The organism is Exiguobacterium sp. s16, from assembly GCF_018618115.1.
Taxonomy (GTDB): Bacteria; Bacillota; Bacilli; order Exiguobacteriales; family Exiguobacteriaceae; genus Exiguobacterium; species Exiguobacterium mexicanum_A.
In genome coordinates, this window is the sequence record NZ_JACSLM010000003.1 from 1 (window position 1) to 23,802 (window position 23,802).

The window sequence follows — 23,802 nt, forward strand, 5'->3', positions numbered from 1 at the left end:
CGTTCCCATGCCGAACACGGAAGTTAAGCGCTTCAGCGCCGAAAGTAGTTGGGGGTCTCCCCCTGTGAGGATAGGACGCTGCCAGGCAAAATCGTTCCGCAATAGCTCAGTGGTAGAGCAACCGGCTGTTAACCGGTAGGTCGTAGGTTCAAATCCTACTTGCGGAGCCATATTAAGGCCCGTTGGTCAAGCGGTTAAGACACCGCCCTTTCACGGCGGTAACACGGGTTCGAATCCCGTACGGGTCACCATTTGGAGGATTAGCTCAGCTGGGAGAGCACCTGCCTTACAAGCAGGGGGTCGGCGGTTCGATCCCGTCATCCTCCACCATTTAATTTTAACCAATCAAACTATATATGCCGGTGTAGCTCAGTTGGTAGAGCATCTGACTTGTAATCAGAGGGTCGAGGGTTCGAATCCTTTCGCCGGCACTCCTTGGGGGGGTAGCGAAGTGGCTAAACGCGGCGGACTGTAAATCCGCTCCCTCGGGTTCGGCGGTTCGAATCCGCCCCCCCCCACCAGGTTTGAGCCATTAGCTCAGTTGGTAGAGCATCTGACTTTTAATCAGAGGGTCGCAGGTTCGAGCCCTGCATGGCTCATTTTTTATGCGGAAGTAGTTCAGTGGTAGAATACGACCTTGCCAAGGTCGGGGTCGCGGGTTCGAATCCCGTCTTCCGCTCCATATTATTCCCTTTAAGGGGCCTTAGCTCAGCTGGGAGAGCGCCTGCCTTGCACGCAGGAGGTCAGCGGTTCGATCCCGCTAGGCTCCACCATTTGTTTTTTTCTTAAGTTACTTATGACTTAAGTTTTTTTTTGCCTAAATCCATGAACCATTCACTTGAGAGTACAGAGAAAGGCAGCCTGCCACCATTCAGGCTGCCTTTTTGTATGTTTATTCATCATGGTGTGAAGTTGAACCACGACTTTGGTAGCGTTTACAATGAAGGTATTAAACGTTCAAGGGGGAAATGGGGATGAATTGGTCATATATTGAAGTACCGCTTCGCTATGGACAGGGGAAACATGGCGTAGAGCAAGGTCCATCAAAGTTACGCACACTTGGATTGGAGACATTATTACCGGCCTCAACGAAGCAACAGACGATTCGAGTGTTACCTGAATCTGAAATGATCAACAGTGAAGAGCATTTGAAACGCGTAGACGGGGTGTTATACACGGTCCAAGAACTGGCAGAAGTCGTCGATATCGAGATACAGGCGAAACGATTCCCATTGATCGTTGGGGGCGATCACAGCATGGCAATCGGGACGCTGGCGGGTCTTGCCAAAACAGGACCGTACGGCGTCATCTGGGTCGACGCACATGCTGATTTGAATACGGGAGAAACGTCTCCATCGGGCAATATTCATGGCATGCCGCTTGCTGCGGCGATGGGAATGGGAGATATTCGCTTGACTGAAGTCGGCGGACGTGAACCCAAACTCGCGCCTGAGCACTTGGTCTATATGGCGCTTCGAGACATCGATGAAGGTGAGATTCGAGAAATCAATCGTCTTGGCATTAAAGTCATCACGGTCGAAGAAATTCGGACGCGGGGCGTCGACGTCATGATGGAAGAAGCACTCGCTTATTTGCGCGCACGTGTCGATCGCTTCTATCTCAGTTTCGACATGGACAGCTTGGACGCGAAACTTGTGCCAGGTACCGGGACGCCGGTCGATCAAGGTCTGACGGCCGCGGAAGGAAAAGCGATCTTGGCCGAAGCGATGAAGGCAGACGATCTGATTGCGATTGAGTTGGTTGAATTGAATCCGGCGCTTGACCATGAGGATACGACGGCCCAGTTGGCGTTTGAGTTGTGCGAGACGATTTTGAAATCCAAAGAAAACCTGTTATTGGAAGGTGAAACTGTCTGATGACCTTACAGTTTCCAAGTCTCTTTGCTACAATGGACTTGGAAACTTTTTTTGTTGTTACGATTTTTTTGAAACCTACATAGAAAACGATTCGTATAGAAAGATGACCGCATAGGTTGCGGAGAGGGGAAGTGGATTGATGGAACGGCTGACCACCCGTTTAGTAGACGAATTGAGGTCGGGGAATCATGATTCGTTTGCTGAGCTGGTAGAACTGTACAAGGATGGTGTCTTTGCTGTCGCTTATAAGATATTATATGATCGTGGCGAAGCGGAAGACGCAGCCCAGGAGACGTTCATTCGGGCATATACCCGGATTGATACGTACGATCCTCAGTACAAGTTCAAGACGTGGCTCTATCGCATTGCGACGAATGTCGCAATCGATCGTCTCAGAAAACGAAAGCCGGAGTATTCGATGGATGCCGAGATTGCTGGCACCGACGGCTTGACCTATCAGGACCATTTGGCTGATGAAGCACCCCAACCCGATGCCCAAGTCGTTCATCGCGAAATTCGAGGCGAGATGCATGAAGCGATCAAGCAGTTGCCCGATAAGTATCGGATCCCGCTCCTGCTGAAGTACGTGGATGATTTATCGCTCAAAGAAATCAGCGTCATGATCGATATGCCGGTCGCTACGGTTAAAACAAGGATCTTCCGGGGAAGAGAAATGTTAAAGACAATCTTTCAAAACAGGGAGGGGTTCAATTGACTCCTGAAGAAAAAGTACAACAATATTTGGAAGATGGCATCCTGCCCGAAGAATCTGACGAACTACGTCACTTGTTGGAGGACGACGACTTATATGAAGCGTACCTTCAATACGAACGAATAGATGCCGAACTGAAGGCCTTACCACGGCCGAAACTATCCGATGATTTTACAGCCCGTGTGATGGCATCTCTACCGGACGCGAAAGCACGGGTCGAGGTCACACCGGTGACTCGATTTGAAGAAAAAGTCCAGACGAAACGCAAACCACCATCCAAATGGATGACGTGGTTCCGTAAGCATCCAGGACTGATGGCAGCCGCCTTATTCTTCAGTTTGATGTCGAGCGCGACACTCGGCCTATGGAACGAATCGACAGAGACGATGACGTACACGAAAGTGCCGGGCATCGTTGTCACGTCAAACGAGGTCGTTATCCCGGAAGGCGTTACCGTCGAGCGGGATATCACGGTCCAAGGCGGGGACCTTCGAATTGAAGGGACCGTCAATGGGAACGCGACGGCTGTAAATGGTCGGGCTTATCTGGCTAGCGCTGGAGAAGTCACGGGAGAACTTGAGCAGATCGATCGGATGTTTGAGTGGATGTGGTATTCGTTCAAACAAATCTTCTAACGGAGACGCCGGAGACGGCGTCTTTTTGTGTTCGTTTCAATCTGGTTTCGTTTTATTGTCTAGCGATGCGCGGTTTCGGAAATGTGATATAATGTAATTTGCACGAATTGGCTAGGTAGTTGAGGAGGGGAGCATTTGCCGCTACTTGAACAGGTATCATTCTTATCATTTTTTAGTCTTTCAGAGAACGTACATTGGTACGATTATTTGAATGACGTTTTAGATATTGTCGTCGTCACGTATGTCATCTATAAATTGATGATGATTGTACGTGGGACAAAAGCGGTCCAATTGATTAAAGGGATTTCCATCATCCTTGTCAGCTGGTTCCTCAGTGGGTTCTTTGGGTTGAAGACGTTACAGTTCTTATTGAATCAAATCATCACATATGGACTACTTGGGATCATTATCATCTTCCAACCAGAACTCCGAAGAGGACTCGAGCATTTAGGACGAACAAGTAATTTGTTCGGCCGAACGAGCACGAGCGATGAGGATAAGCAACGTCAAATGATCGAAGCGATCGTCAGTTCGGCGCAATACATGTCAAAACGTCGCATCGGCGCATTGATTGCGATTGAACGCGATACGGGCTTGAATGAGTACGTCGAGACCGGGATTCGCATGGATTCGCACATCACATCACAACTGATCATCAACCTGTTCATTCCGAACACCCCGCTGCATGACGGGGCGATGATTATCCAGGACGGGAAAATTGCGGCCGCGGCTTGTTATTTGCCGTTGTCCGAGAGCCCGCACATCGATAAAGCGTTAGGGACACGACACCGGGCCGCCATCGGGGTCAGTGAAGTGACCGACAGCGTGACCCTCACCGTCTCTGAAGAAACAGGCGCCGTGTCACTCGCGATTGCCGGTCGTCTGTATCGAGAGTTGGATGAGGAGGCACTTCGCAGTAAGTTGATCCAAGAACTCGTTATTGAAGAAAAAGAGACGACGCTCTCGTTCTTTAATAAAAAAGGGGGGGACAAGTAAGTGATTGATCAGTGGTTACAACATAAATGGTTTCTCCGCATCATCGCACTTGCTTTAGCCATCCTGCTTTATTTCATGGTCGCCGAAACGAGTTCGTCGACCAACTCCACGAATGCCCTCCCGATCGTCGGACAAAGTTCGATGACGCTCGACGTTCCCGTCGAAGTGTTCTTCGATGAGGTGCAGTACGTGGCATATAACGTTCCAGAAGAAATGAACGTTGAACTTCAAGGACCATCTAGCAGTTTAACGATGACGAAATTGGTGAAAGATTATCAAGTCTTCGTCGATTTAACGAATCTCGGGACCGGCTTCCACCGTGTTCCGGTTGAGGCACGCGGCTTTGGCGGAGACGTCAACGTCAAGCTCGAACGGGATACAGTAGAAATCTACATCGACCGTAAACAGACAATTGAAGTTCCCGTATCGGTCAACCTTTTGAACAAAGAGCAGTTGCCAGAAGGGAAAGTGGTCGGTGACGCCGATATTGAACCGGCAACGGTGAAAGTCTCGGGCGGTGCCAGTCGGATTCAAAACGTCAAAGAGATCACGTTGAACGTCGATGTCGCCAACCAAAGTCAAACGTTCACGCGAGAATTGACGCCGACGATTTTAGATGCGAACGGCAATCCGCTCAACGTGACTGTTGAACCGAACATCATCAGTGTGTCGGTCCCGGTCTACGAACAAAGTGCCGTCTTCCCGATCGAAGCAGTCACGACTGGTGAAGTGGCCGACGATTACAGACTTGTCGATACGTTGCTTGAAGAGACGGAAGTCCGTGTCTTTGCGCCACAAGACGTGATCGATGCAATCGACACCGTGGAGACGGAGCCGATTGATTTAGACGGCATCGACAAGACCGGGAAAGTGACCGCCAATCTCGCTTTGCCAGAAGGCGCTTCATCGCTTGCGACAAAGCAAGTGGAAGTCCAATTGCTCGTCCGGGCTGCAGATGAGACGCGAGACGACACAGGCGAATTGACGGAACGGGTTCGCTTGACGGTCCCTGTGACCGTGCGGGGGTATGACCGGACCAACTTTACGCTCCAAGCTCCTGAAGTGATTGGAGTGACGTTGTCCGGGAAGCGATCCCTGTTGGAAAACATCACGTCGAACAGTGTGAGTGTGACCTTGGATTTGACAGGTCTCCCGAGCGGACTGCATGGGGTCGACGTCGATTATGAAGTACCAAAAGGTGTGACCGTCGTCTCACCGAAAACAATCGACATTGAGTTGACGAGTGTCGATGAACAAACCGAAACGTCCTCGATTCAATGAGGCGTTCAATCATACAAAAGTGAGGAATTGAATTCATGGGTAAATATTTTGGAACTGATGGAGTCCGCGGTGTCGCGAACTCAGAATTGACAGCAGAATTAGCATATCGTTTAGGTCGTGCGGGCGGCTACGTGTTATCGAAACACCTGCCAGCCGGCGAACAGCCAAAAGTTTTGATTGGCCGTGACACACGCATTTCAGGCCACATGCTTGAAGGTGCACTTATCGCGGGTCTCCTATCAATCGGAGCCGAAGTGATGCGTCTCGGCGTCATCTCGACGCCGGGTGTCGCTTATTTGACGAAGTCGCTTGATGCAACAGCCGGTGTCATGATCTCGGCGTCGCACAACCCGGTCGCGGATAACGGCATCAAGTTCTTTGGTAGCGACGGCTTTAAGCTCGATGACGCGACAGAAGCGGAAATCGAAGCGATTTTGGATGCGGCGGAAGACACGTTGCCACGCCCGGTCGGGAAAGACCTTGGCTTTGTCTCGGATTACTATGAAGGTGCACAGAAGTACCTTCAAATGTTGAAACAGACGGTCGACGAAGATTTCGACGGTCTCCATATCGCCCTCGACTGCGCCCATGGTGCGACGAGCGGATTGGCAGCCCGTCTGTTTGCTGACCTCGAAGCGAACGTCTCGACGATCGGGAACTCGCCGAACGGCTTGAACATCAACGAAGGTGTCGGTTCGACTCACCCAGAGCACTTAGCGCAATTCGTTCGTGATAAAGGAGCGGACATGGGTCTCGCTTTTGATGGCGATGGCGACCGCTTGATTGCGATCGATGAGAACGGCGATATCGTCGACGGCGATAAAATCATGTACATTTGCGGGAAGTACTTGAGCGAGAAAGGCCGTCTTAAAGACAACACAATCGTCGCGACGGTCATGAGTAACCTCGGCTTCCATAAAGCGGTCGAAGATGCTGGCATGACGGCGCTTCAGACGGCAGTCGGTGACCGTTACGTCGTCGAAGAGATGAAAAAACACAACTACACACTCGGTGGCGAGCAGTCGGGTCACCTCATCTTCCTCGACCACTCGACGACGGGAGACGGTATGCTCTCTGGCGTTCAACTCGCCCAAATCGTGAAGACGACAGGCCGCAAGCTGTCAGAACTCGCGGCTGAGATGCCGGTCTACCCACAAAAACTCGTCAACATCCGTGTCACGGATAAGAATGAAGCGATGAACGGCGACCGTGTGCTCGCGACGATTCAAGAAGCGGAAGCAGAAATGAACGGCAACGGCCGTATCCTCGTCCGCGCCTCTGGTACGGAGCCGCTCGTACGCGTCATGGCGGAAGCACCGACTTCGGAAGAATGTGACCGTTATGTCGAACGAATCGCACAAGTTGTCCGCGAAGATTACGGCTTAGAAGGATAATTCTGTCGAAATAGGGAATAAAACAAGGGAATCCGTCCTCGGGTTCCCTTTTTGTTTCCGTTTTGTCACTGTGAAATTATGTGATTTTCTTGACGAATGGAGGTGTGATTTGTACTATTAAGAGCGTGACCTTAGAAACGGAAGGACACCCAGTACGAAACAAGCGCCAGAACTCTTCGGAGTTGACGAGGTTGGAGGTTATCGAGTTTTCGGCGGATGCCTCCTAGTCGCCTGTCACGACTACAAGCAAACCCTCAAAACGCCCGGGCGACCGGACGGCCAAAGGGGAGCGCGTTGACAGCTCTTAGAAAAAGCCCGTTTCCTTTTTCGAGAAATCGAATATAGAGGAGATTTTTGTATGTGTGGAATTGTAGGAATGATTGGGAATACCGGAGCGAAGGAGATCCTTCTCAAAGGTCTTGAAAAACTCGAGTACCGCGGTTACGACTCGGCAGGTCTTGCTTTGATGCATGATAACGTGAACGTGCATAAAGAAGTCGGCCGGATTGCTGCGCTACGCGAAGTCGTCCCAGCAGAAGTAGATGGCACGATTGGAATCGGCCACACACGATGGGCAACACACGGGGTGCCGAGCGTGCCGAACGCCCACCCGCACCAGAGCACGACGGGCCGCTTCACGCTCGTCCACAACGGTGTCATCGAGAACGACGAACAGATCAAGGCGACACTCGACGTGCCGTTCCTCTCGGAGACGGACACGGAAGTCATCGTCCAGTTGATGGAGAAGAACTTCGTCGAACTCGGCGACGTCGAGGCAGCGTTCCGCAAGACGTTGTCTGAGCTCCACGGCTCTTACGCGATCGCGATGATCGACTCGGAGGACAAAGAACGCCTCTATATCGGCAAGAACAAGTCACCACTCCTCGTCGGACTCGGCGACGGCACGTTCAACGTCGTGGCGTCTGACGCGATGGCGATGCTCCAAGTGACGGACCAGTACCTTGAGCTCCACGACGGCGAGATCGTCATCTTGACGCGCGAATCGGCGACGATCAAGACACTCGACGGCGAAGTCCTCGAACGTGCCCCGTACACGGCCGAGATCGATGCGTCAGACATCGAGAAAGGCACGTACGCGCACTATATGTTGAAAGAGATGGACGAGCAACCGGCCGTCATCCGCAACATCATCCAGCACTACCAGAACGACGCCGGTGACATCGAGCTCACGGAAGGCGTGCGCTCGCTCGTCTCAGAAGCGGACCGCATCTATATCGTCGCTTGCGGTACGAGCTACCACGCTGGTCTCGTCGGCAAGCAATTGATCGAGCGCGTCGCAGGTGTGCCGACAGAAGTGCACGTCGCTTCAGAATTCGGTTACAACATGCCGCTCCTCACGGAGAAGCCGTTGTTCCTCTTCATCTCACAATCAGGTGAGACAGCGGACAGCCGGGCCGTCCTCGTCGAAGTGAAGAAGCGCGGCTACAAGGCGCTCACACTCACGAACGTTGCCGGTTCGACGCTCTCACGTGAAGCGAACGAAACGATGCTCCTCCACGCCGGCCCGGAAATCGCGGTCGCATCGACGAAAGCATACACGGCCCAAATCGCCGTGCTCGCCATCCTCGCCTACGATATCGCTCGTGCGAACGGCAAGAAGCTTCCGTTTGACCTCATGACAGAGCTCGCGCGTGTCGCGACGATCATGGACTCGGTCATGGCTCAAAAAGAAATCTTTGAGCAATTGGCAGACAAGTTCTTGAAAGAGTCACGCAACGCGTTCTTCCTCGGTCGCGGCATGGACTCATACGTCGGTCTCGAAGGTGCCCTCAAGCTCAAAGAGATCTCGTATATCCAAGCGGAAGGCTACCCAGGTGGTGAGCTCAAGCACGGACCAATCGCCTTGATTGAAGACGGCACACCGGTCATCACGCTCGTCTCGCAACCGAACACGCACCTCAACATCCGTGGAAACATCAAGGAAGTCGTCGCCCGTGGCGCCGTTGCTTGCACGATCTCGATGGAAGGCATGGAACACGAGAGTGATTCATTCGTCTTGCCGCGTGTCGAGCCACTGCTCACGCCGCTCGTGACGGTATTACCGCTTCAACTCATCTCGTATTACGCGGCTCTTGCGCGTGATTGCGATGTCGACAAGCCACGTAACTTGGCGAAATCAGTCACAGTCGAATAAACGGTAGGCCAAGATCTTTCGGGATCTTGGCTTTTTTTGTTGTGATTTACGTCATGCGAACCGGCTTGTATACTGAAGGTATAACGACTAAGGAGAGAACGCCATGCGAATCCAACTAGTTAACACATTCATCCTGCCGGAGGACGTGCGTTCATAAGTTGGCCACCTCCTCCGATGATTCACTGTATTGGAACAAACTATCGGAGGAACCATACAATTGAAGATTCAACAGCTTTACTATGCGGTCACGAGTTCGCGCTCGCTCATCATACAGATGGTGTTCACGTTGAACGCCATCTATTATGTGACGACCGCCGAGTTGAATGCGTTACAACTCGTCTTGATCGGAACGATTTTAGAAGTATCAATTTTACTATTCGAGCTGCCCACCGGTCTCGTCGCCGATTTATATGGACGGAAGCGGTCGATGGTCATCGGCATCGGTTTGATTGGACTGGCCCATTTGCTAGAAGGGGGCATCCCTGAATTTTGGGCCATCGCGGTCGCGTCAGCGCTATGGGGTATCGGCTGGACGTTCATCAGCGGGGCCGAACAGGCATGGATTGCCGATGAGATGGGGAATGACGGGTTAGAACAAGTGTTTTTGCGAGGCGCTCAATATAGTTCGCTCGGCCGCTTCGTCGGAATTGGGCTTGCCGTGCTCCTCGCCGAAGTCACGTCCGTCCAAACGACAATCGTGCTCGCCGGTGGGATGTTGGTCATGCTCGCGATCATCGCATGGCGCGTCTTGCCAGAGACGCGGTTCGAACCGATCACGCGGGCCGATACGTCGAACCTCGTGCAAGCAAAACGGACGGTTCGGGACGGATACACCCATATCCGTGGCAATTCGATTCTCGTCGGCTTGGCTGCCATCACGCTCGTCTGGGGTCTCGCTAGTGAAGGATTCGACCGGTTATGGGGCGCGCATTTGATTGAGACGTTCCAGTTGTCGGAACAGGCGGCCGTGTATTGGTTCGGCTTGTTCTATGCCGTCGCGTTTCTATTCAACATGCTGGTGTTGAAAGGTGTCGAGCTATACGTCAAAGGACGCTATGCGACGACCTTGTTTTGGTTCAACGTGTTGCTCATCGTTGCGATGCTTGCTTTCGCTTTGGTCGGACAGTTTTGGGTGGCCGTGTTGCTGTATTGGACGATTGCGGCACTGCGCAACGTGCACTACCCGCTTATGAGCGTCATGACGAACGAGCGGCTCCCGTCGAAAGGCCGGGCGACGATTTTGTCGATGTTCGGTCAGGTCGACGCGTTCGGTCAAGTCGCCGGGGGACCGTTGATTGGACTGCTCGCCCTGTACACGTCGATTCAAGGAGGGCTCGGGGCAGCGGCGCTCTTGCTCCTCCCGATGTTGGTTTTCTTGAGAAAAATCAAGCACCATTGAGGCAAAGACCGTCCCGTGATTCGTTCGGGGACGGTCTTTTTGTGACGATGTGAGGAATTCTACAGTCAAGCGCCATATTAAATGATAGAACTCGTTTGATTATTAGAAAAGTGGTCAATAGGATAGTAGAGCATATAAAGGGGATGAACATCATGAATATTGTTCATGGAGGTCACCGGACGCATTGGGCAATCGGGTTGTTGATCGGTTTAGGGTCGTTCCTGCTCAGCAGTTTCCTCTTCAGTCTCTTTATTGAAACCGGTGTGCTCGTCACGTTCCTCACCGGTGTCGTCGGCAGCGTCCTGTTGTTCTTATTGCTCGGTCACCGTGAACACTTGATTCGAAATGTCGGCTTGAGCACGATTGGCATGGTCGCCGCCATCTTGCTCGGGTTTGCGGTCGGCGAAACGTTCACGGCCATCTTCCCATCACTCGGTGACACGTACGGAAACACGGCATTCCTGATTATGGTGACGACGGCCTTCGGTACAATGCTCGGTGTCATCGTGTACGGGAAGAAAGCACTTAGCTTCTTCCTATTGGCCAGCTTCATCACGGCACTCGTGTTGACCTTTTTGATTGAAGTCACGAACGTGATGCAAGGCCAATTTTGGCAAGGGGTCGATTTGAATTACGTGCTCATCGTGACGACAATCGGAGCGGTGGCCGGTTTCGCGCTCGGCTTGTTCGAGGATGTGAAGCACGCGCATTAATTAGAAGATCGCCGCGAGGCGGTCTTTTAATGTGTCAAAGCGATAACAAATCATCGCATCGGTCTCAAAAACGTCTCACCACCTCGATAGCAGGGTAACGTATACACATAAAGACGTAAGGGAGAGATTCGATGAGACAGAAAAAATGGATGACGGGTTTGAGCGCGATGTTGCTGGCGACGACTTTGGCAGCTTGTGGGGATGCCGAGGAAGAACAGACGAGCGATTCGACAGAAGAACATTCGGACCATTCGATGATGGACCATTCGGGATCAGGGGAGGTGCCGAGCGGGTTAAGTGAAGCGACAGATCCGACGTTCCCGGTCGGGTCGACCGCGATGATGACGGCCGACCACATGCCGGGCATGGATGGCACCGAGGCGACAATCGTCGGTGCTTATGACACGACCGTCTATTCGGTTTCTTATACCCCGACGGATGGAGGTGACCCGGTCGAAGATCACAAGTGGGTCATCCATGAAGAACTCGACAATCCAGGTGAGGCACCGTTAGAAGAAGGGACCGAAGCCACTCTAGCCACGGACCACATGGACGGGATGGACGGCGCCGAGGCGACGATTGATTCGGCCGAACAGACGACGGTGTATATGGTCGACTTCACCACAAACGACGGGGAAGACGTCACGAACCATAAATGGGTCACAGAAGATGAACTCGAAGCCATGAACTAAGGACGAACCTCAGAGTAATCTGAGGTTTTTATTTATTTACGATGATTATTTATTGATAAACGATAAAAGTGAGGTTATGATGAAGCTATCAAACGAAGTGAGGTGGCTTCATCATGAAACGAGAGACGGTTTTTTTACGGCTGGCCGTATTCGTTCTGGCTGTCCCGATTGTGGCGGCCTGCTTGTTTTTGCTTCCGTACATTTGGCGCGAGGCGGTCGAGAGCGGGAGTTGGATTGAGGACTCGATTCGCCCGATTGTGATTGGCATGTACGTATCGGCCATCCCGTTCTTCCTTGCGCTGTTCCAAGCGTTCATGTTGCTACGGTTGATTGACCGCGATGAAGGGTTCTCGTATCGGGCTGTCCAATCACTCCGCATGATCAAGTATTGTGCGTTGGCGATCACGGCCGTTTATATCGGGACGCTCCCGTTCTTCTACTGGTTCGCCGAGCGAGATGATGCGCCTGGATTCCTTCTCATCGGGCTCGTCTTTGTGTTTGCCGCGTTCGTCGTCGCCGTATTCGCGGAACTGTTACAGAAACTATTGAAGCGTGCCATCGACATGAAGCAAGAAAATGATTTGACGGTCTGAGGTGAGATAGATGGCGATTATCGTAAATCTTGACGTAATGTTGGCGAAACGAAAGATGAGTGTGACCGAGTTGTCTGAAAAAGTGGGCATCACGATGGCAAACTTGTCGATTTTAAAGACCGGCAAAGCGAAAGCGATTCGTTTCTCGACGCTCGAAGCAATCTGTCAGGCGCTCGACTGTCAGCCGGGCGACATTTTAGAATATCGGGAAGAGTGATGGACAGGGCGAGCGCCCTGTTTTTTTTGTGGAGTTTGAAACATTTTCCATCACGTTGCGTATAAGACAGGAAAGACGAACGAAAAGGGGAAACGAGATGATTCAGACATGGAATGAACGGGCGCACAAAGCGTTAAAAGGAAAGGCAGGGCTATTACTCATCTGGTCGTTCGCCTGCTCTGTGATGTTAGAATTGGGGTTGATGGCAGACCCGACTTATTACGGTTTGACGGTGGAGTCACTGCCGCTGACCGTGCTCAGTTTAGGTGGCATCTTAGTTTATATCGCCCTTTATCCGGTTAACGTCGGATACAGCTGGCTCATCTTAAAGACGGTACGAGATCAGCCGATTCGCTGGAGTGATGTGTTCGACCCGTTTCGTCACCGTTATGGAAAACATTTGCTCGCAACAATTCTCGTCATATTGTTCCAAGTACTATGGACATTGTTGCTAGTCGTACCAGGAATCATAAAGTATTTCTCGTATGCGTTCACATACTTCATCTTACGCGACGAACCAGAACTGTCTGCTACAGAGGCAATCACAAAATCGAGAACGATGATGCGCGGACGAAAGTGGGATGCGTTCAAACTCATTTTGCCATTCGTTCCGATGTATCTTATCGGTTTGATTTTTTATATGCAACTTGATTTAGTCATCCTCGGGTCATGGATTTTCCTTGTCGCACTAGCACTCATCCGCCCGTTCATCGTCAGCCGTTTCGCCGTCATGTATGAAGACGCGCGTATCGAGTATGACGAGCAGTGGAATCGCTCGGCGTGAAGCGCATCGGTTCCGGCGTATGAGTCCTCGGCCATGATACAATCTTCCTGACAGAAGGGGGAATGGACATGAACATCGGTATTATTGGTGCCGGACTGAGCGGGATTGTCGCAGCACGCGACCTCGCCCGTCACGGCCATACAGTTGAATTGATTGAGAAGAGTCGGAGCGTCGGGGGACGCTTGGCGACGAGGCGGATCGGAGACGGCAAAGCCGATCACGGAGCTGTCTATTTCACCGTACGAGGGGAAGAACTCAAACAAGATGTCGCCGACTGGCAGACGAGAGGGTGGGTGAACGTCTGGTACGCTGACCCGTATCCGCGCTACGTCGCCGTCGACGGGATGAACGCTTTGGCCAAACGGTTGGCCGACGGGTTGACCGTCCATTTGAACGAGCGGGTCGAGACGGTCACGACCCGAGATGGTCAGGTCAGTGTCAAGACGGATGTGACGACGCGGCAGTATGACCGTCTCCTCATCACGTCGCCGCTCCCGCAGACGCTCGACTTGCTCGCAGATTTTCCGGTCGATGCGGCGTTACGTGAATTGACGTACGCCCCGACGTTTGTCGGTTTGTTCGAATCGGCAAGCGATACTCCCATCGGTCCGGACGGGATTCTCGATACAGACTTGGCGCCGGGTATCTTGAAAGTCATCAACAACCGCCAAAAAGGCATCTCGGCGACCGAACTCGTCAGCGTCTATATGGACGAGTCGTGGAGCGAGGAGTGGTATGAACGAGCGGACGAAGACACGCTTCGTGAGATTGAGCGCCTGTTGCAAACGGTGACAGGGTCGGCGGTGATTCAATCGAGGCAGTTGAAACGGTGGCGCTATGCGCAGGCGACCGACGTCTGGAACGAGCCTTACCATCGATTGCGGGACGAGCCGATTTTCTTGGCCGGTGACGTCTTCCTCGAGCCGGATGACGCTTCAGGCCGGACTCGGTTCGAGAGCGCGTACGTCTCAGGACTCCGTGTCGCGGAAGCGATGCGCTAAACCTTCTTCGGAAGGTTTTTTTCATGACCGTGCCGAATAGTCAGACATATGAATTGGAGAGGGGAATCAGACATGGGGATGGTTGGCGCATACATGCGGGTATCGGTCGAAGAGTTGACAGCACTGCTTCAAGAGCCGAAGCGTTTCGAGCAACTGTTAGAAGATGAGGAACGACAGACCGATATCGATAAGGCGTGGCACGGTCTTTACTTTTTATTGACCGGGGCGACCGATTTGAACGAGATCGACCGTCATTCGCTCGGGAAGGCAGTCTTCGGAGGGGATGTCATCGACGAAGAGACGGGCATCGCCTATTTGATGCCGGGAGAAGTCGAGGACTTGTCGACCCGACTTCAATACATCGAGCTGGAGGCGCTAGAAGCGCGCTACGACGTCGCGACGATGAACGAGCAGGAACTGTACCCATTTGAACGGGAGTGGGGACTCGAGGAAAAACAGTACTTATTGGACCAGTTCGATGAGTTGAAACGTGTCTTCGCCCAGGCGTCGAGACGGCGGGAGGCGCTCGTCACATGGATCGGGTAAGCGTAAAGGCGTTACGTCTTCAAGATGAGGCGTTGCTGTATGTGTTCGAGTGCGCGAATCGCATACATTTCGAACGCTCGGTCCCGAGCCGTGGCGACGCCTACTATGAGCCGGAATCATTCCATCAGGCGTTGCAGCACCTGCTGAGCGAGCAGGCGGACGGGGACGGGTACTATTACTTGATTTGGCGCGACGACACAATCGTCGGGCGTCTGAACGTTCATCATACCGATGCCGACACTGGCGAGGCCGGTTACCGGGTCGGAGCGGAGCATGGGGGACGCGGATATGCCACGACGGCCCTGCGACAATTGTTGACGTTTGAGTTGCCTGGATTCAATCGATTGAGAGCCGAGACGACGAGCGACAATGTGGCGTCCCAACACGTATTAAGGGGTGCCGGTTTTATCCGTGACGGCGAGGTACGACAGATAGAATGGGGAGGACGAACGCTGACGTTTTATACGTATGTATATCCACTCGACCGATGAAGGAGCAACTTCATCGGTCATTTTAGTTGACCGCTCTTAGTTTAGGACATAAACTATCTTTATCTAGTTTAGGGGGTAAACCAAAATGAAAGAATTGATGCGGGAAGCCGTCCAGTTGTTCGAAGAGGTCATGTTCCAAGGTGCGGAGCATGTCATCGAGGCGATGGACGGTGACGTCTGGCATGACTATTCGCGGGAACAACTGCAGCTGCTCAAGCTGCTCGAACAGTTCGGTCCGATTCAAGCCGGCCAGTTGGCCCAAAAACAAGGAGTTCATAAGAGCGCCGTCTCCAACCGGTTAAAAAAGCTCGTCGACAAAGAGCTCGTCGTCAGTCGACGCGGGCATGACCAGCGCGAGCGGTTGATCGAGTTGACGGAAGCCGGACATCGCATCGTCGAAGAAGCGGATGCGGCCGTCTACCGTTACGTCGAATCGTTGCTCGACGGAAACATCGAAGAGACAGAAATCGAACAGTTCGTCCGGACGTTCCGGAAAATTAAACAGCTGCTTCGAATTGGGGAGGAATAACACGTGCATAAAATCATCCAATGGCGCTGGGGCATCTTAATCGGTCTCATCGTCTTGACGGTTGCCTTGTTTGTGATGGCGCCGAACTTGACGAAGCAGGCCGAACAAGCCGGCAGCTTCCAATTATCAGAGGACATGGACTCGCAGCGGGCGCAGGACATCTTGAACGCCGCCGGAAAGAGCGATAAGACGATCTCGCTCGTCTATGAGTTCGAAACGCTCGGTGATGCCGAACGGGCCGATATTTCCCGGGTCATCGACGAGATGAAACAAAACGACACGGTCGTCAAAGACGTACTCGACCCGTTTGAAAGTGAAAAGACGGAAGCACAGCTCGTCTCGGAGGACGGCCGCATCGTGCTCGTCCCAATCACGGTCGAAGGGTCGATGGAAGACATCAACGCCTTCGCGGACGACGTGCGGGCGAACATCCTCCCGGAAGACGAGACCGTCTACATCACAGGTGAAGAAATCATCAACAACGATGTGAACTTGAGTGCGCAGGAAGGCTTGAAGAAGACGGAAATCATCACGGTCGTGCTCATTTTCGGACTGCTGCTGCTCGTGTTCCGCTCAATCGTGACACCGTTCATCCCGCTCATCGCGGTCGGATTCACGTATTTATTGAGCCAATCGTTCGTCGCATTTTTCGTCGATTGGTTTGGCTTCCCGGTCTCGAACTACACGCAGATTTTCCTCGTGGCCATCTTGTTCGGGATTGGAACCGACTATTGTATTTTGCTGCTCAGCCGGTATAAAGAAGAGCTCGGCGCGGGCCACGCGATTGAAGAAGCCATCGTCAACACGTACAAAACGGCAGGGCGGACAGTCCTCATCAGCGGTCTCGCCGTGTTCGTCGGCTTTGCGGCTATCGGTTTCGCCGATTTCCCAATCTTCAAATCAGCCGTCGCCGTCGCGGTCGGGATTGCCGTGCTCTTGCTCATTCTCTTCACGGTCGTGCCGTTCTTTATGGCGACGCTCAAGCATCGTTTGTTCTGGCCATCGAAGAAGGCGGGCGAACATCACGACAGCCGTCTCTGGGCCGGATTCAGCCGTCTGTCGGTCAATCGACCGTTCGTTTCGATTCTCGTCGTCGCGTTGATCACCGTACCGGTGTTGTTCACGTACGACGATGCCCGGTCGTTCAATACGGTCGATGAGATCGGTGACGATTATGATTCCGTGCGCGGTCTCAACTTGATTTCAGAAGGATTCGGACAAGGGGAGTCGCTCCCGGTCCAAGTCATTTTGAAACAAGCTGGAGCGTTGTCCGAAACGGATATCCCGTACATCGAGAAATTCTCGAGTGAACTGGAAAACATCGATGGGGTGAGCGGCGTCCGTTCGGTGACGCGTCCGACCGGTGACGTCATCGATGACTTTTACGTCGACACCCAGCTCGAACAAGTGAGCGCAGGACTGACGGAAGCCGAGACTGGTCTCGGTGACGTCCAGGACGGACTCGCGCAAGTCGAATCTGGGCTTAACGCCGTCGTTGGCCAATTACCGGCCGGTTCAACGAACGCCGGCGCCCCGCTCGCGGAAGCGGCAGCGGGACTTGGTCAATTGAACGCTCAGCTCGGTCTGATTGGCCAAGGACTCACGGCGACGCAAAATATTCCTGCGACCGTAACGCAGCTCGGGCAAGTGTCGGCCGGTCTCGGTCAAATCGAGGCAGGCATTAACGAGGCAGCATCTACGTTGACGGCACAAGGCGCCCAAGCCGGAGAACTCGGAACGGGTCTCGGACAACTCGCCGCAGGTGTCGGTGAAGCGAACGCAGGGCTCGCTCAAATCGAGACCGGTATCAATGAAGCGGCGGCATTCCTATCAGACCTGAGTAGCTCGGACAGCCTGCGCGATACGGGCGTCTATCTACCGGAAGGGACGCTCACGTCAGAGGAGTTCGCTCCAGCTGTCGAACGCTACGTATTTGACGACGGGACGGCGACACAGCTCGAGGTCATCCTCGAGATGGACCCATATTCGCCGGAAGCGATTGACACGGTCGAGACCGTGAAAGCGACGATGGACCGGATCGTCACCGATACGCCGTTCGCGGATGCGACAATCGGATATGCCGGTATCTCGAGTATTAACAGCGACTTGAATGAGACGTCGACGAACGACTTCAATCGGACGGTCGCCATCATGCTCGTGACGCTGTTCATCGTCTTGACGATGTTGTTCCGTTCGATGGTCATGCCGCTCTATATGATCGGCTCGCTCTTACTGACGTATTACACGTCGGCGGCCATCACGGAGCTCATCTTCGTCGAAGGACTCGGTTATGACGGCATCAGTTGGGCCGTTCCGTTCTTCGGGTTCGTCATGTTGATCGCCCTCGGCATCGACTATTCGATTTTCCTGCTCGATCGGTTCCGCGAAGAGTCGATCAACGGGATGACGGTTCGCGATGCGCTCGTCCATTCGATGACGAAGATGGGGACGGTCATCATGACCGCGGCCGTCATCCTCGCCGGAACGTTCGGGGCGATGATCCCGTCTGGCGTGCTCAGTCTCGTCCAGATTGCGACGATCGTTATCACCGGACTGTTGTTATACGGATTGATTGTGTTGCCGCTGCTCATCCCTGCGATCACGGTATCGTTCGGGGACGGAGTATGGTGGCCGTTCAAACCGAAACAGAAGAAGTAAGCACAAGCGGGTGTCTCCTCATGAGACACTCGCTTTTTGGGATAGATCGGTTTCGTTTAGGGAACAGGTGAACGAATAGACTTTTAGAAGGAGGAATCGCATATGGCAATTACAATCACCGCTATCTTGAAGGCACATCCGGGGAAAGAGGACGAGTTACGGCAAGCGCTCGATGAGGTCATCCCCTCGTCGAGACAAGAAGAGGGATGTTTGACGTATGTGCTCCATGAGTCGATCGACGCCCCAGGTACGTTTGTGTTTTATGAGCAATATGAAGACGAGACGGCGCTCGACCATCACATCAACTCACCGCATTACCAAGCATACCGAAAGACAGCTGAGACGCTGCTCGCCGTCCGTGATGTGTATCGTCTGCGTGAAGTCTGAAAGGAGTCAATCCGATGATTACCCAATCGATTATCCCGTGCATTTGGTTTGAAGGTGACGTCGAGGCGATTGCGGAGTGGTACGTGTCGAAGTTTCCGGATTCATTCGTCGACTATACGACGAAACTGACGGATACACCTTCCGGGGAGACGACGGTTGTGACCGTCTCGCTGGCAGGACAGTTCTTTCAACTGCTCGGGGCGGGTCCGTTGAAGGAACGCAACCCGTCCATCTCGTATATGGTTGCGTTCCCGACGTCGGAAGAAGTAGAGACGCTATGGAACGAGCTTGTGGAGGGGGCAGAGGTGCTCATGCCGCTCGATACGTATGACTTCAGCGAGCGCTACGGCTGGTTAAAAGACAAACACGGTGTCTCTTGGCAAATCATGCATAGCGGCGGGATGGACATCCAGACGGTGACCCCATGCTTTTTGTTCGTCGGGGACGTCTTCGGGCGCGCTGAGGCGGCCATGAACGACTGGATTTCCATCTTCCCGGATTCGTACGTGCTGGAAGACCATCTGATCCGTTACGAGGCGACAGACGGACCGGAGTTGGAAGGGAAGCTCAATTACGCCCGCTTCGTCTTGTCCGGACGCGAGTTCGTCACCATGGACAGCGCGGAAAATCATCAATTCGCCTTCAACGAGATGCAGTCGCTGATCGCGTTTTGTGAGACACAAGCCGAGATTGATGACTACTGGGCCAAACTGTCGGCCGTCCCGGAAGCGGAACAGTGCGGCTGGCTCCAAGATCGTTATGGCGTCTCCTGGCAAATCGTGCCGTGGGAGATGGAAGAGATGCTGACGACCGGAACAAAGGAACAATTGGCACGAGTGACCGAGGCGTTCTTGCCGATGAAGAAAATCGACGTCAAGGCGTTACGAAACGTCTACTGACAAAACAAGCCGTCCCGATTAGTTCGGGGCGGCTTGTTTGTCGTGTTGTGTGAAGTCGGACAGGGCGTCTTTCTCAATCATTGTATCGGATAAGCGAAGCTGTTCGGCGGCCTCGTCAATATACGGCTCACATGCTTGAAGCGGCAAGTCATCACCGGTCTCGACCGAATAACACATGCCGCTGCCGACCGGCTCCGTCAAATCCGGGACGAAATAGAGGTCGTCGTAGCGGAAGGAGCCGTTCCGGAACACGGTCAAATTCGGCTCATCGTCGAGGAGCGAGCGTCCGAGCATATACGTCGGTGTCATCCCGAGCAAATCGAGGATGGTCGGGGCCAGGTCGACTTGCCCGCCGCTCGCCTGCACCGTCTGACCTCGTTCGAGCCCGGCCGGTTTGATGAATAACGGGACGGAGCGGTCAAGCTGGAACAACTCGACCGTGGAGTCGGCATCTGCTTTTACGGCCATCTCGTCACCGGCAGCGGTCAATCCGCTGTCGTGGTCACCATAAAAGACGACGAGGGTGTTGTCCCACTTCTCGTCTGCTTTCAATTGTTCGACCATAAGACCGACGGCGGCATCGCTGTAGTGGACGGTGTGGTAATAGTCCTCGAGGAGCGAGTCGTCGTACCCCGACAAATCCAATCGTTTCTCCTCGTCCGGAATCTCATATGGCGTATGGCTCGTCAACGCGACCATGAAGGAATAAAACGGCTCGTCCAACGTGTCCAAATGGTCGACTGACGTCGTCAGGAACTCCTTGTCACCGACCGCCATCCCGATGACAGGCTTCGTCGGATAATCGTCTTGATGGAAGAAATGGTTGTAGCCGATTTGCTCATAAAAGTTGGCGCGGTTCCAAAACTCCTTGTCGAACGCATGCATCGCGGCCGTATCATAGCCGGCTCGGCGCAACTGCTCAGGCAAGGCGTCAAACGTGTTCGTCGCATACTGCGTATACACCGAACCTGATTTGACAGGATAGAGCGAGGCGTTGACGGTAAATTCCGCATCAGACGTCCGGCCCTCGTGCGTCTGATGATAAAAATTCGGGAAATACAGCATCTCATCACGAAGCGCGTTCAAATTCGGCGTCAGTTCCTGCCCGTTGACCGTCTGACCGATTACGGACGCTTGGAACGACTCGAGTTGGACGACGATGACGTTCGTATCGGCTGTGGCGTCAACTGGTTCGGTCGCTAACGCTTCGATTTGGCTGCGCTCCCGTTCTGTCAGGTCGCCACCGAGATGAAGGGCGTCCTGAATGCCGCGGAATGCATCGAGGCCGTGATAGCCCCAAAAGCCGAGCTGATAATACTCGCGCATATTTGAAATCGGGCTTTTCCGGTGATCTGTTTCGGCGTAATGAACAACGGTCGGGACGGTAAAGACGATGAAGCCGACAAGAAAACCGGTGACTGCCAAACGGCGACCGAGAGATTTCGATTCCAAGACCGGCTGTCGCTTCATATAGACGAGGATGGCCGCGTAGACGAGCAAATCTGTGAACAAGATGAAGTCAGGAGCTTGAATCAGTGTCAGAAAGCCTCCCCCGACGTCTCCCATCTGGCCGATATCAGACAGTAGGGCGGCCGACAGCAAGTTGCCGAAATAGCGGTAGTACCAGACGTCCGAGATGAGGAGCGTGCTGTGCAGAAACAGCGACGCGAACAAAATCCAGCGGCGCGTCTGTTGTTTTATGAGTAGCGCCCAACTCGTCATCATCAAGATGGTCGCTAGATTGATGAACAAAAAGCGCAGGTCGAACGCGCTCGCCGTCAACAGACTGAATAGGAACAGCTTGGTGAGGGAGAGCGATAAGTAACTCCAATAATCGAGATATTTCATGAAAGGCCTCCAAACGGTACGGACAAAGTGTGTTCTCTGTCATGTACCTGTTCGAAGACGGCGAAAAACATGAGGGTGTGCGATTTTGGCAATAAAAAAAGCGAGGCAGCGCCTCACTTGATGACAAACGTGTCCCGGAGCTCGATAATCGTGCCTTCCGGGGCTTTTAATTTACTCAAATGACCGTCAACGACGAAGTAGATGTTCCCGCCGTGCTTTGGTAGGAACGTCACGCCAAGTGATTCTAGCCGTCTCACTTCCGCTTCGAGGTCATCGACATAAAGCGCGAAGTGGACCGGGCCGGCCACGTGCTTCGAATAAGGCGACAACGTCTCGTCGACTTTTGCCGTTTGAAGCTCGATATAGAAATCGCCAAGTTTGAGCCAGCTGTTGAACGCTCGGGTGTGGAAGTCAGGCGACTCTTGGACGAGCTCGAAGCCGAGCGCCTCATAGAATCGTTTGGACGCCTCATAGTCGGGCGTTTGGATGCAGAGATGGTGGATTTGTTTCATGATGTCACTCCTTTCTTTTAGTTTATCCATTCAACGTTCTGAACGGAACTTTTCTTCACGTGAGACGTATCGGACACCGAGGAGGGAATGACGATGCAGATTCAATAGGAGTTGCCGAAAGATGACTAAATCCGGTTCAACTTACACCATAACCAGCGTATTGATGAGTAAGAAAAGAAGGAAAATAGCTCCTGAAAATATTAATACGCCTAATAATAGTCCTCCTTTTTCGTCATTAAATTTTTTGATATACAAAACGGAAAAAATAAGTAGCACAGTCAACATAACGGTCAAAGAAACAAAGAGTAATGTAATCGAATAATTCGATATAATTCCATGGTGAAAAAAGAATTCAGATATGAAGATGAATAAAAACAATAATGTTCCTGCTAACAATAAGTAAAAATAAAGATTTCGATTATTACTCATCACTAAACACTCCTTCTTCACTAGAGTTGTAAAACCATCGCATCACGTCAAACAGGGACAGCCGTCATAAGTCGGCCGTCCCTGTTTTCGTCGTCGTTGAGCCTTGAACAGCGTCGCCCGCTTTGAAAAAGAGGACGATGGCAGCCACTCCGAAAATCGAGATGAACACATTTTGGAGCAGCACATCGACGAACATCGGCTCGCTGGAGAACGTGCCCGTCGCAATCTGAGCATTCCAGCGGGTGAACGTGGCGATGCGTTCAAGCGTGTACAAGAGACCGGATATGAACAGGCAAGCGGTGGCAGCCAGTAATAGCGTCAATCGATTCAAGACATGACCTCCTAATATCTGATATCCTGATTTTACCATTTACTATCGGTGGGAGGGAAGTATTTATCGCTTCGCCGTGAGTGGTCGCAATTGCTTGACCCGAGCCAAAACAATCCAGCCGAGCACGGCCCCAGTCACACTCGAGGCAAGGAAGGCTGGGAAGAAGAACAGCGCCCCGAACTCGCTCCCCATCAACACCTTGGCGTACGGGACGGCGACGAGCGAAGCGATGAGGCCGGTCCCGATGACTTCACCAAATGCGGCGAAGGCGACGCGGTTCGTCTTCATATAGAAGACCCCGGCCAAAAGCGCCCCAATCATACCTCCGGGAAAGGCCAAGAGCGACCCGGTACCGGTCATGACACGGACGATTCCGGTCACGAACGCAACGAGAACGGCCCCGATCGGCCCGACGGTGACGGCGGCGATGACGTTCACCATATGTTGAATCGGATAGGCACGGGCGACACCGGTCGGAATCGAGATGAACAGGGAACCGATGACGGCGATGGCGATGAGCATCGCCATCCAAGTGAGTTGTTGAATACGCATAGATAGTCTCCTTTCAAAATGAAAACGCCACTTCTCCAAGTGGAAAAGTGGCGTGGAAAGACAGACGAATCCCACACCACTTCCCTACGCTGGTATGAGCCAGATCAGGTTCGAAGGGTCCGGCGCATGCCGTCTCAGCCCGAAGGCTCCCCTAGTGGTCGTTTATTAACA

The 23,802-nt window shown here is 52.9% G+C and carries 24 protein-coding genes, 8 tRNA genes, 1 rRNA gene and 1 riboswitch; of the genes, 29 read left to right on the top strand and 4 right to left on the bottom strand.

All coding sequences use genetic code 11. The features are described 5' to 3' along the window. The 29 genes from rrf to KNP86_RS06995 form a co-directional block, all read left to right on the top strand. A 5S ribosomal RNA gene (rrf, locus tag KNP86_RS06855) occupies positions 1-87 on the top strand; the annotation flags it as partial. 8 nt (positions 88-95) lie between these two features. After that, positions 96-170 (top strand) — tRNA-Asn (locus KNP86_RS06860). Between the two features lie 6 nt (positions 171-176). Next, positions 177-251 (top strand) — tRNA-Glu (locus tag KNP86_RS06865). A 3-nt stretch (positions 252-254) separates the two neighbouring features. After that, a tRNA-Val gene (locus KNP86_RS06870) sits at positions 255-330 on the top strand. A 28-nt stretch (positions 331-358) separates the two neighbouring features. Beyond that, positions 359-431, top strand: a tRNA-Thr gene (locus tag KNP86_RS06875). Between the two features lie 6 nt (positions 432-437). Next, positions 438-521, top strand: a tRNA-Tyr gene (locus tag KNP86_RS06880). Positions 522-526: 5 nt separating this feature from the next. Next, positions 527-599, top strand: a tRNA-Lys gene (locus KNP86_RS06885). A gap of 8 nt (positions 600-607) precedes the next feature. Continuing rightward, positions 608-682: transfer RNA gene (locus KNP86_RS06890), tRNA-Gly, on the top strand. A 15-nt stretch (positions 683-697) separates the two neighbouring features. Continuing rightward, positions 698-773, top strand: a tRNA-Ala gene (locus KNP86_RS06895). Positions 774-974: 201 nt separating this feature from the next. Continuing rightward, a complete protein-coding gene (rocF, locus tag KNP86_RS06900) occupies positions 975-1,877 on the top strand; it encodes an arginase (protein WP_052090198.1) in 903 nt (300 codons plus the stop codon). A gap of 139 nt (positions 1,878-2,016) precedes the next feature. Further along, a complete protein-coding gene (gene sigW / locus KNP86_RS06905) occupies positions 2,017-2,592 on the top strand; it encodes an RNA polymerase sigma factor SigW (RefSeq protein ID WP_034779769.1) in 576 nt (191 codons plus the stop codon). Further along, positions 2,589-3,224, top strand: a complete 636-nt coding sequence (locus KNP86_RS06910) for a bactofilin family protein (protein ID WP_034779766.1) — start codon at positions 2,589-2,591, stop codon at positions 3,222-3,224. The genes sigW and KNP86_RS06910 overlap by 4 nt, the downstream gene beginning before the upstream one ends. Positions 3,225-3,359: 135 nt before the next feature. Next, positions 3,360-4,220: a diadenylate cyclase CdaA gene (cdaA, locus tag KNP86_RS06915; protein WP_034779763.1), complete on the top strand. Its 861-nt coding sequence runs from the start codon at positions 3,360-3,362 to the stop codon at positions 4,218-4,220. After that, positions 4,221-5,501, top strand: a complete 1,281-nt coding sequence (locus KNP86_RS06920) for a CdaR family protein (protein WP_034779762.1) — start codon at positions 4,221-4,223, stop codon at positions 5,499-5,501. A 35-nt stretch (positions 5,502-5,536) separates the two neighbouring features. Further along, positions 5,537-6,895 carry a phosphoglucosamine mutase gene (glmM, locus tag KNP86_RS06925; protein WP_034779759.1) on the top strand — a complete coding sequence of 453 codons (1,359 nt, stop codon included), beginning with the start codon at positions 5,537-5,539 and terminating at the stop codon, positions 6,893-6,895. A gap of 358 nt (positions 6,896-7,253) precedes the next feature. Further along, positions 7,254-9,050: a glutamine--fructose-6-phosphate transaminase (isomerizing) gene (gene glmS, locus KNP86_RS06930; protein WP_034779756.1), complete on the top strand. Its 1,797-nt coding sequence runs from the start codon at positions 7,254-7,256 to the stop codon at positions 9,048-9,050. Between the two features lie 217 nt (positions 9,051-9,267). Then, positions 9,268-10,449 (top strand): MFS transporter, encoded by a 1,182-nt coding sequence (locus tag KNP86_RS06935; RefSeq protein WP_034779753.1) that lies wholly within the window; start codon positions 9,268-9,270, stop codon positions 10,447-10,449. A gap of 152 nt (positions 10,450-10,601) precedes the next feature. Further along, complete coding sequence (locus KNP86_RS06940; RefSeq protein ID WP_034779751.1) at positions 10,602-11,162, top strand: hypothetical protein; 561 nt, start codon at positions 10,602-10,604, stop codon at positions 11,160-11,162. A 131-nt stretch (positions 11,163-11,293) separates the two neighbouring features. Then, positions 11,294-11,854: a YdhK family protein gene (locus tag KNP86_RS06945; RefSeq protein ID WP_034779749.1), complete on the top strand. Its 561-nt coding sequence runs from the start codon at positions 11,294-11,296 to the stop codon at positions 11,852-11,854. 113 nt (positions 11,855-11,967) lie between these two features. Continuing rightward, entirely contained in the window at positions 11,968-12,447 is a 480-nt protein-coding gene (locus tag KNP86_RS06950) for a DUF2975 domain-containing protein (RefSeq protein WP_034779747.1), read from the top strand. Positions 12,448-12,457: 10 nt separating this feature from the next. Continuing rightward, the gene (locus KNP86_RS06955; protein ID WP_021065857.1) at positions 12,458-12,664 is read left to right on the top strand and encodes a helix-turn-helix domain-containing protein; all 207 of its coding nucleotides are present in this window, start codon (positions 12,458-12,460) and stop codon (positions 12,662-12,664) included. 97 nt (positions 12,665-12,761) lie between these two features. Next, positions 12,762-13,448, top strand: coding sequence for a DUF975 family protein (locus KNP86_RS06960; protein ID WP_034779744.1), 687 nt, complete (start codon positions 12,762-12,764; stop codon positions 13,446-13,448). Between the two features lie 68 nt (positions 13,449-13,516). Then, positions 13,517-14,449 (top strand): NAD(P)/FAD-dependent oxidoreductase, encoded by a 933-nt coding sequence (locus tag KNP86_RS06965; protein ID WP_235420228.1) that lies wholly within the window; start codon positions 13,517-13,519, stop codon positions 14,447-14,449. Between the two features lie 72 nt (positions 14,450-14,521). Beyond that, entirely contained in the window at positions 14,522-14,995 is a 474-nt protein-coding gene (locus KNP86_RS06970; RefSeq protein WP_052090197.1) for a YfbM family protein, read from the top strand. Continuing rightward, positions 14,983-15,486: a GNAT family N-acetyltransferase gene (locus tag KNP86_RS06975; protein ID WP_034779738.1), complete on the top strand. Its 504-nt coding sequence runs from the start codon at positions 14,983-14,985 to the stop codon at positions 15,484-15,486. The genes KNP86_RS06970 and KNP86_RS06975 overlap by 13 nt, the downstream gene beginning before the upstream one ends. 85 nt (positions 15,487-15,571) lie before the next feature. After that, complete coding sequence (locus KNP86_RS06980) at positions 15,572-16,015, top strand: MarR family winged helix-turn-helix transcriptional regulator (protein WP_021065862.1); 444 nt, start codon at positions 15,572-15,574, stop codon at positions 16,013-16,015. Between the two features lie 3 nt (positions 16,016-16,018). Then, positions 16,019-18,673 (top strand): MMPL family transporter, encoded by a 2,655-nt coding sequence (locus KNP86_RS06985; RefSeq protein ID WP_214753423.1) that lies wholly within the window; start codon positions 16,019-16,021, stop codon positions 18,671-18,673. Between the two features lie 102 nt (positions 18,674-18,775). Continuing rightward, complete coding sequence (locus KNP86_RS06990; RefSeq protein ID WP_214753425.1) at positions 18,776-19,060, top strand: putative quinol monooxygenase; 285 nt, start codon at positions 18,776-18,778, stop codon at positions 19,058-19,060. Between the two features lie 14 nt (positions 19,061-19,074). Continuing rightward, complete coding sequence (locus tag KNP86_RS06995; RefSeq protein WP_034779729.1) at positions 19,075-19,959, top strand: VOC family protein; 885 nt, start codon at positions 19,075-19,077, stop codon at positions 19,957-19,959. 18 nt (positions 19,960-19,977) lie between these two features. Here KNP86_RS06995 and KNP86_RS07000 read toward each other — a convergent pair whose 3' ends face one another. The 4 genes from KNP86_RS07000 to thiW form a co-directional block, all read right to left on the bottom strand. Then, positions 19,978-21,807, bottom strand: coding sequence for an LTA synthase family protein (locus KNP86_RS07000; RefSeq protein WP_034779728.1), 1,830 nt, complete (start codon positions 21,805-21,807; stop codon positions 19,978-19,980). A gap of 113 nt (positions 21,808-21,920) precedes the next feature. Next, entirely contained in the window at positions 21,921-22,319 is a 399-nt protein-coding gene (locus tag KNP86_RS07005) for a VOC family protein (protein WP_021065867.1), read from the bottom strand. 493 nt (positions 22,320-22,812) lie between these two features. Next, complete coding sequence (locus tag KNP86_RS07010; RefSeq protein WP_034779722.1) at positions 22,813-23,079, bottom strand: hypothetical protein; 267 nt, start codon at positions 23,077-23,079, stop codon at positions 22,813-22,815. Between the two features lie 63 nt (positions 23,080-23,142). Then, the gene (thiW, locus tag KNP86_RS07015) at positions 23,143-23,631 is read right to left on the bottom strand and encodes an energy coupling factor transporter S component ThiW (RefSeq protein ID WP_034779720.1); all 489 of its coding nucleotides are present in this window, start codon (positions 23,629-23,631) and stop codon (positions 23,143-23,145) included. Between the two features lie 64 nt (positions 23,632-23,695). Next, positions 23,696-23,794: riboswitch (TPP riboswitch) on the bottom strand. Positions 23,795-23,802: the final 8 nt, after the last annotated feature.

Bases quoted from the DNA above. Each gene is read 5' to 3' on its own strand.
- rocF (WP_052090198.1), top strand. From the start codon at position 975: ATGAATTGGTCATATATTGAAGTACCGCTTCGCTATGGACAGGGGAAA.
- sigW (WP_034779769.1), top strand. From the start codon at position 2,017: ATGGAACGGCTGACCACCCGTTTAGTAGACGAATTGAGGTCGGGGAAT.
- glmM (WP_034779759.1), top strand. From the start codon at position 5,537: ATGGGTAAATATTTTGGAACTGATGGAGTCCGCGGTGTCGCGAACTCA.
- glmS (WP_034779756.1), top strand. From the start codon at position 7,254: ATGTGTGGAATTGTAGGAATGATTGGGAATACCGGAGCGAAGGAGATC.
- KNP86_RS06940 (WP_034779751.1), top strand. From the start codon at position 10,602: ATGAATATTGTTCATGGAGGTCACCGGACGCATTGGGCAATCGGGTTG.
- KNP86_RS06945 (WP_034779749.1), top strand. From the start codon at position 11,294: ATGAGACAGAAAAAATGGATGACGGGTTTGAGCGCGATGTTGCTGGCG.
- KNP86_RS06950 (WP_034779747.1), top strand. From the start codon at position 11,968: ATGAAACGAGAGACGGTTTTTTTACGGCTGGCCGTATTCGTTCTGGCT.
- KNP86_RS06955 (WP_021065857.1), top strand. From the start codon at position 12,458: ATGGCGATTATCGTAAATCTTGACGTAATGTTGGCGAAACGAAAGATG.
- KNP86_RS06960 (WP_034779744.1), top strand. From the start codon at position 12,762: ATGATTCAGACATGGAATGAACGGGCGCACAAAGCGTTAAAAGGAAAG.
- KNP86_RS06965 (WP_235420228.1), top strand. From the start codon at position 13,517: ATGAACATCGGTATTATTGGTGCCGGACTGAGCGGGATTGTCGCAGCA.
- KNP86_RS06970 (WP_052090197.1), top strand. From the start codon at position 14,522: ATGGGGATGGTTGGCGCATACATGCGGGTATCGGTCGAAGAGTTGACA.
- KNP86_RS06975 (WP_034779738.1), top strand. From the start codon at position 14,983: ATGGATCGGGTAAGCGTAAAGGCGTTACGTCTTCAAGATGAGGCGTTG.
- KNP86_RS06980 (WP_021065862.1), top strand. From the start codon at position 15,572: ATGAAAGAATTGATGCGGGAAGCCGTCCAGTTGTTCGAAGAGGTCATG.
- KNP86_RS06990 (WP_214753425.1), top strand. From the start codon at position 18,776: ATGGCAATTACAATCACCGCTATCTTGAAGGCACATCCGGGGAAAGAG.
- KNP86_RS06995 (WP_034779729.1), top strand. From the start codon at position 19,075: ATGATTACCCAATCGATTATCCCGTGCATTTGGTTTGAAGGTGACGTC.
- KNP86_RS07000 (WP_034779728.1), bottom strand. From the start codon at position 21,807: ATGAAATATCTCGATTATTGGAGTTACTTATCGCTCTCCCTCACCAAG.
- KNP86_RS07005 (WP_021065867.1), bottom strand. From the start codon at position 22,319: ATGAAACAAATCCACCATCTCTGCATCCAAACGCCCGACTATGAGGCG.
- thiW (WP_034779720.1), bottom strand. From the start codon at position 23,631: ATGCGTATTCAACAACTCACTTGGATGGCGATGCTCATCGCCATCGCC.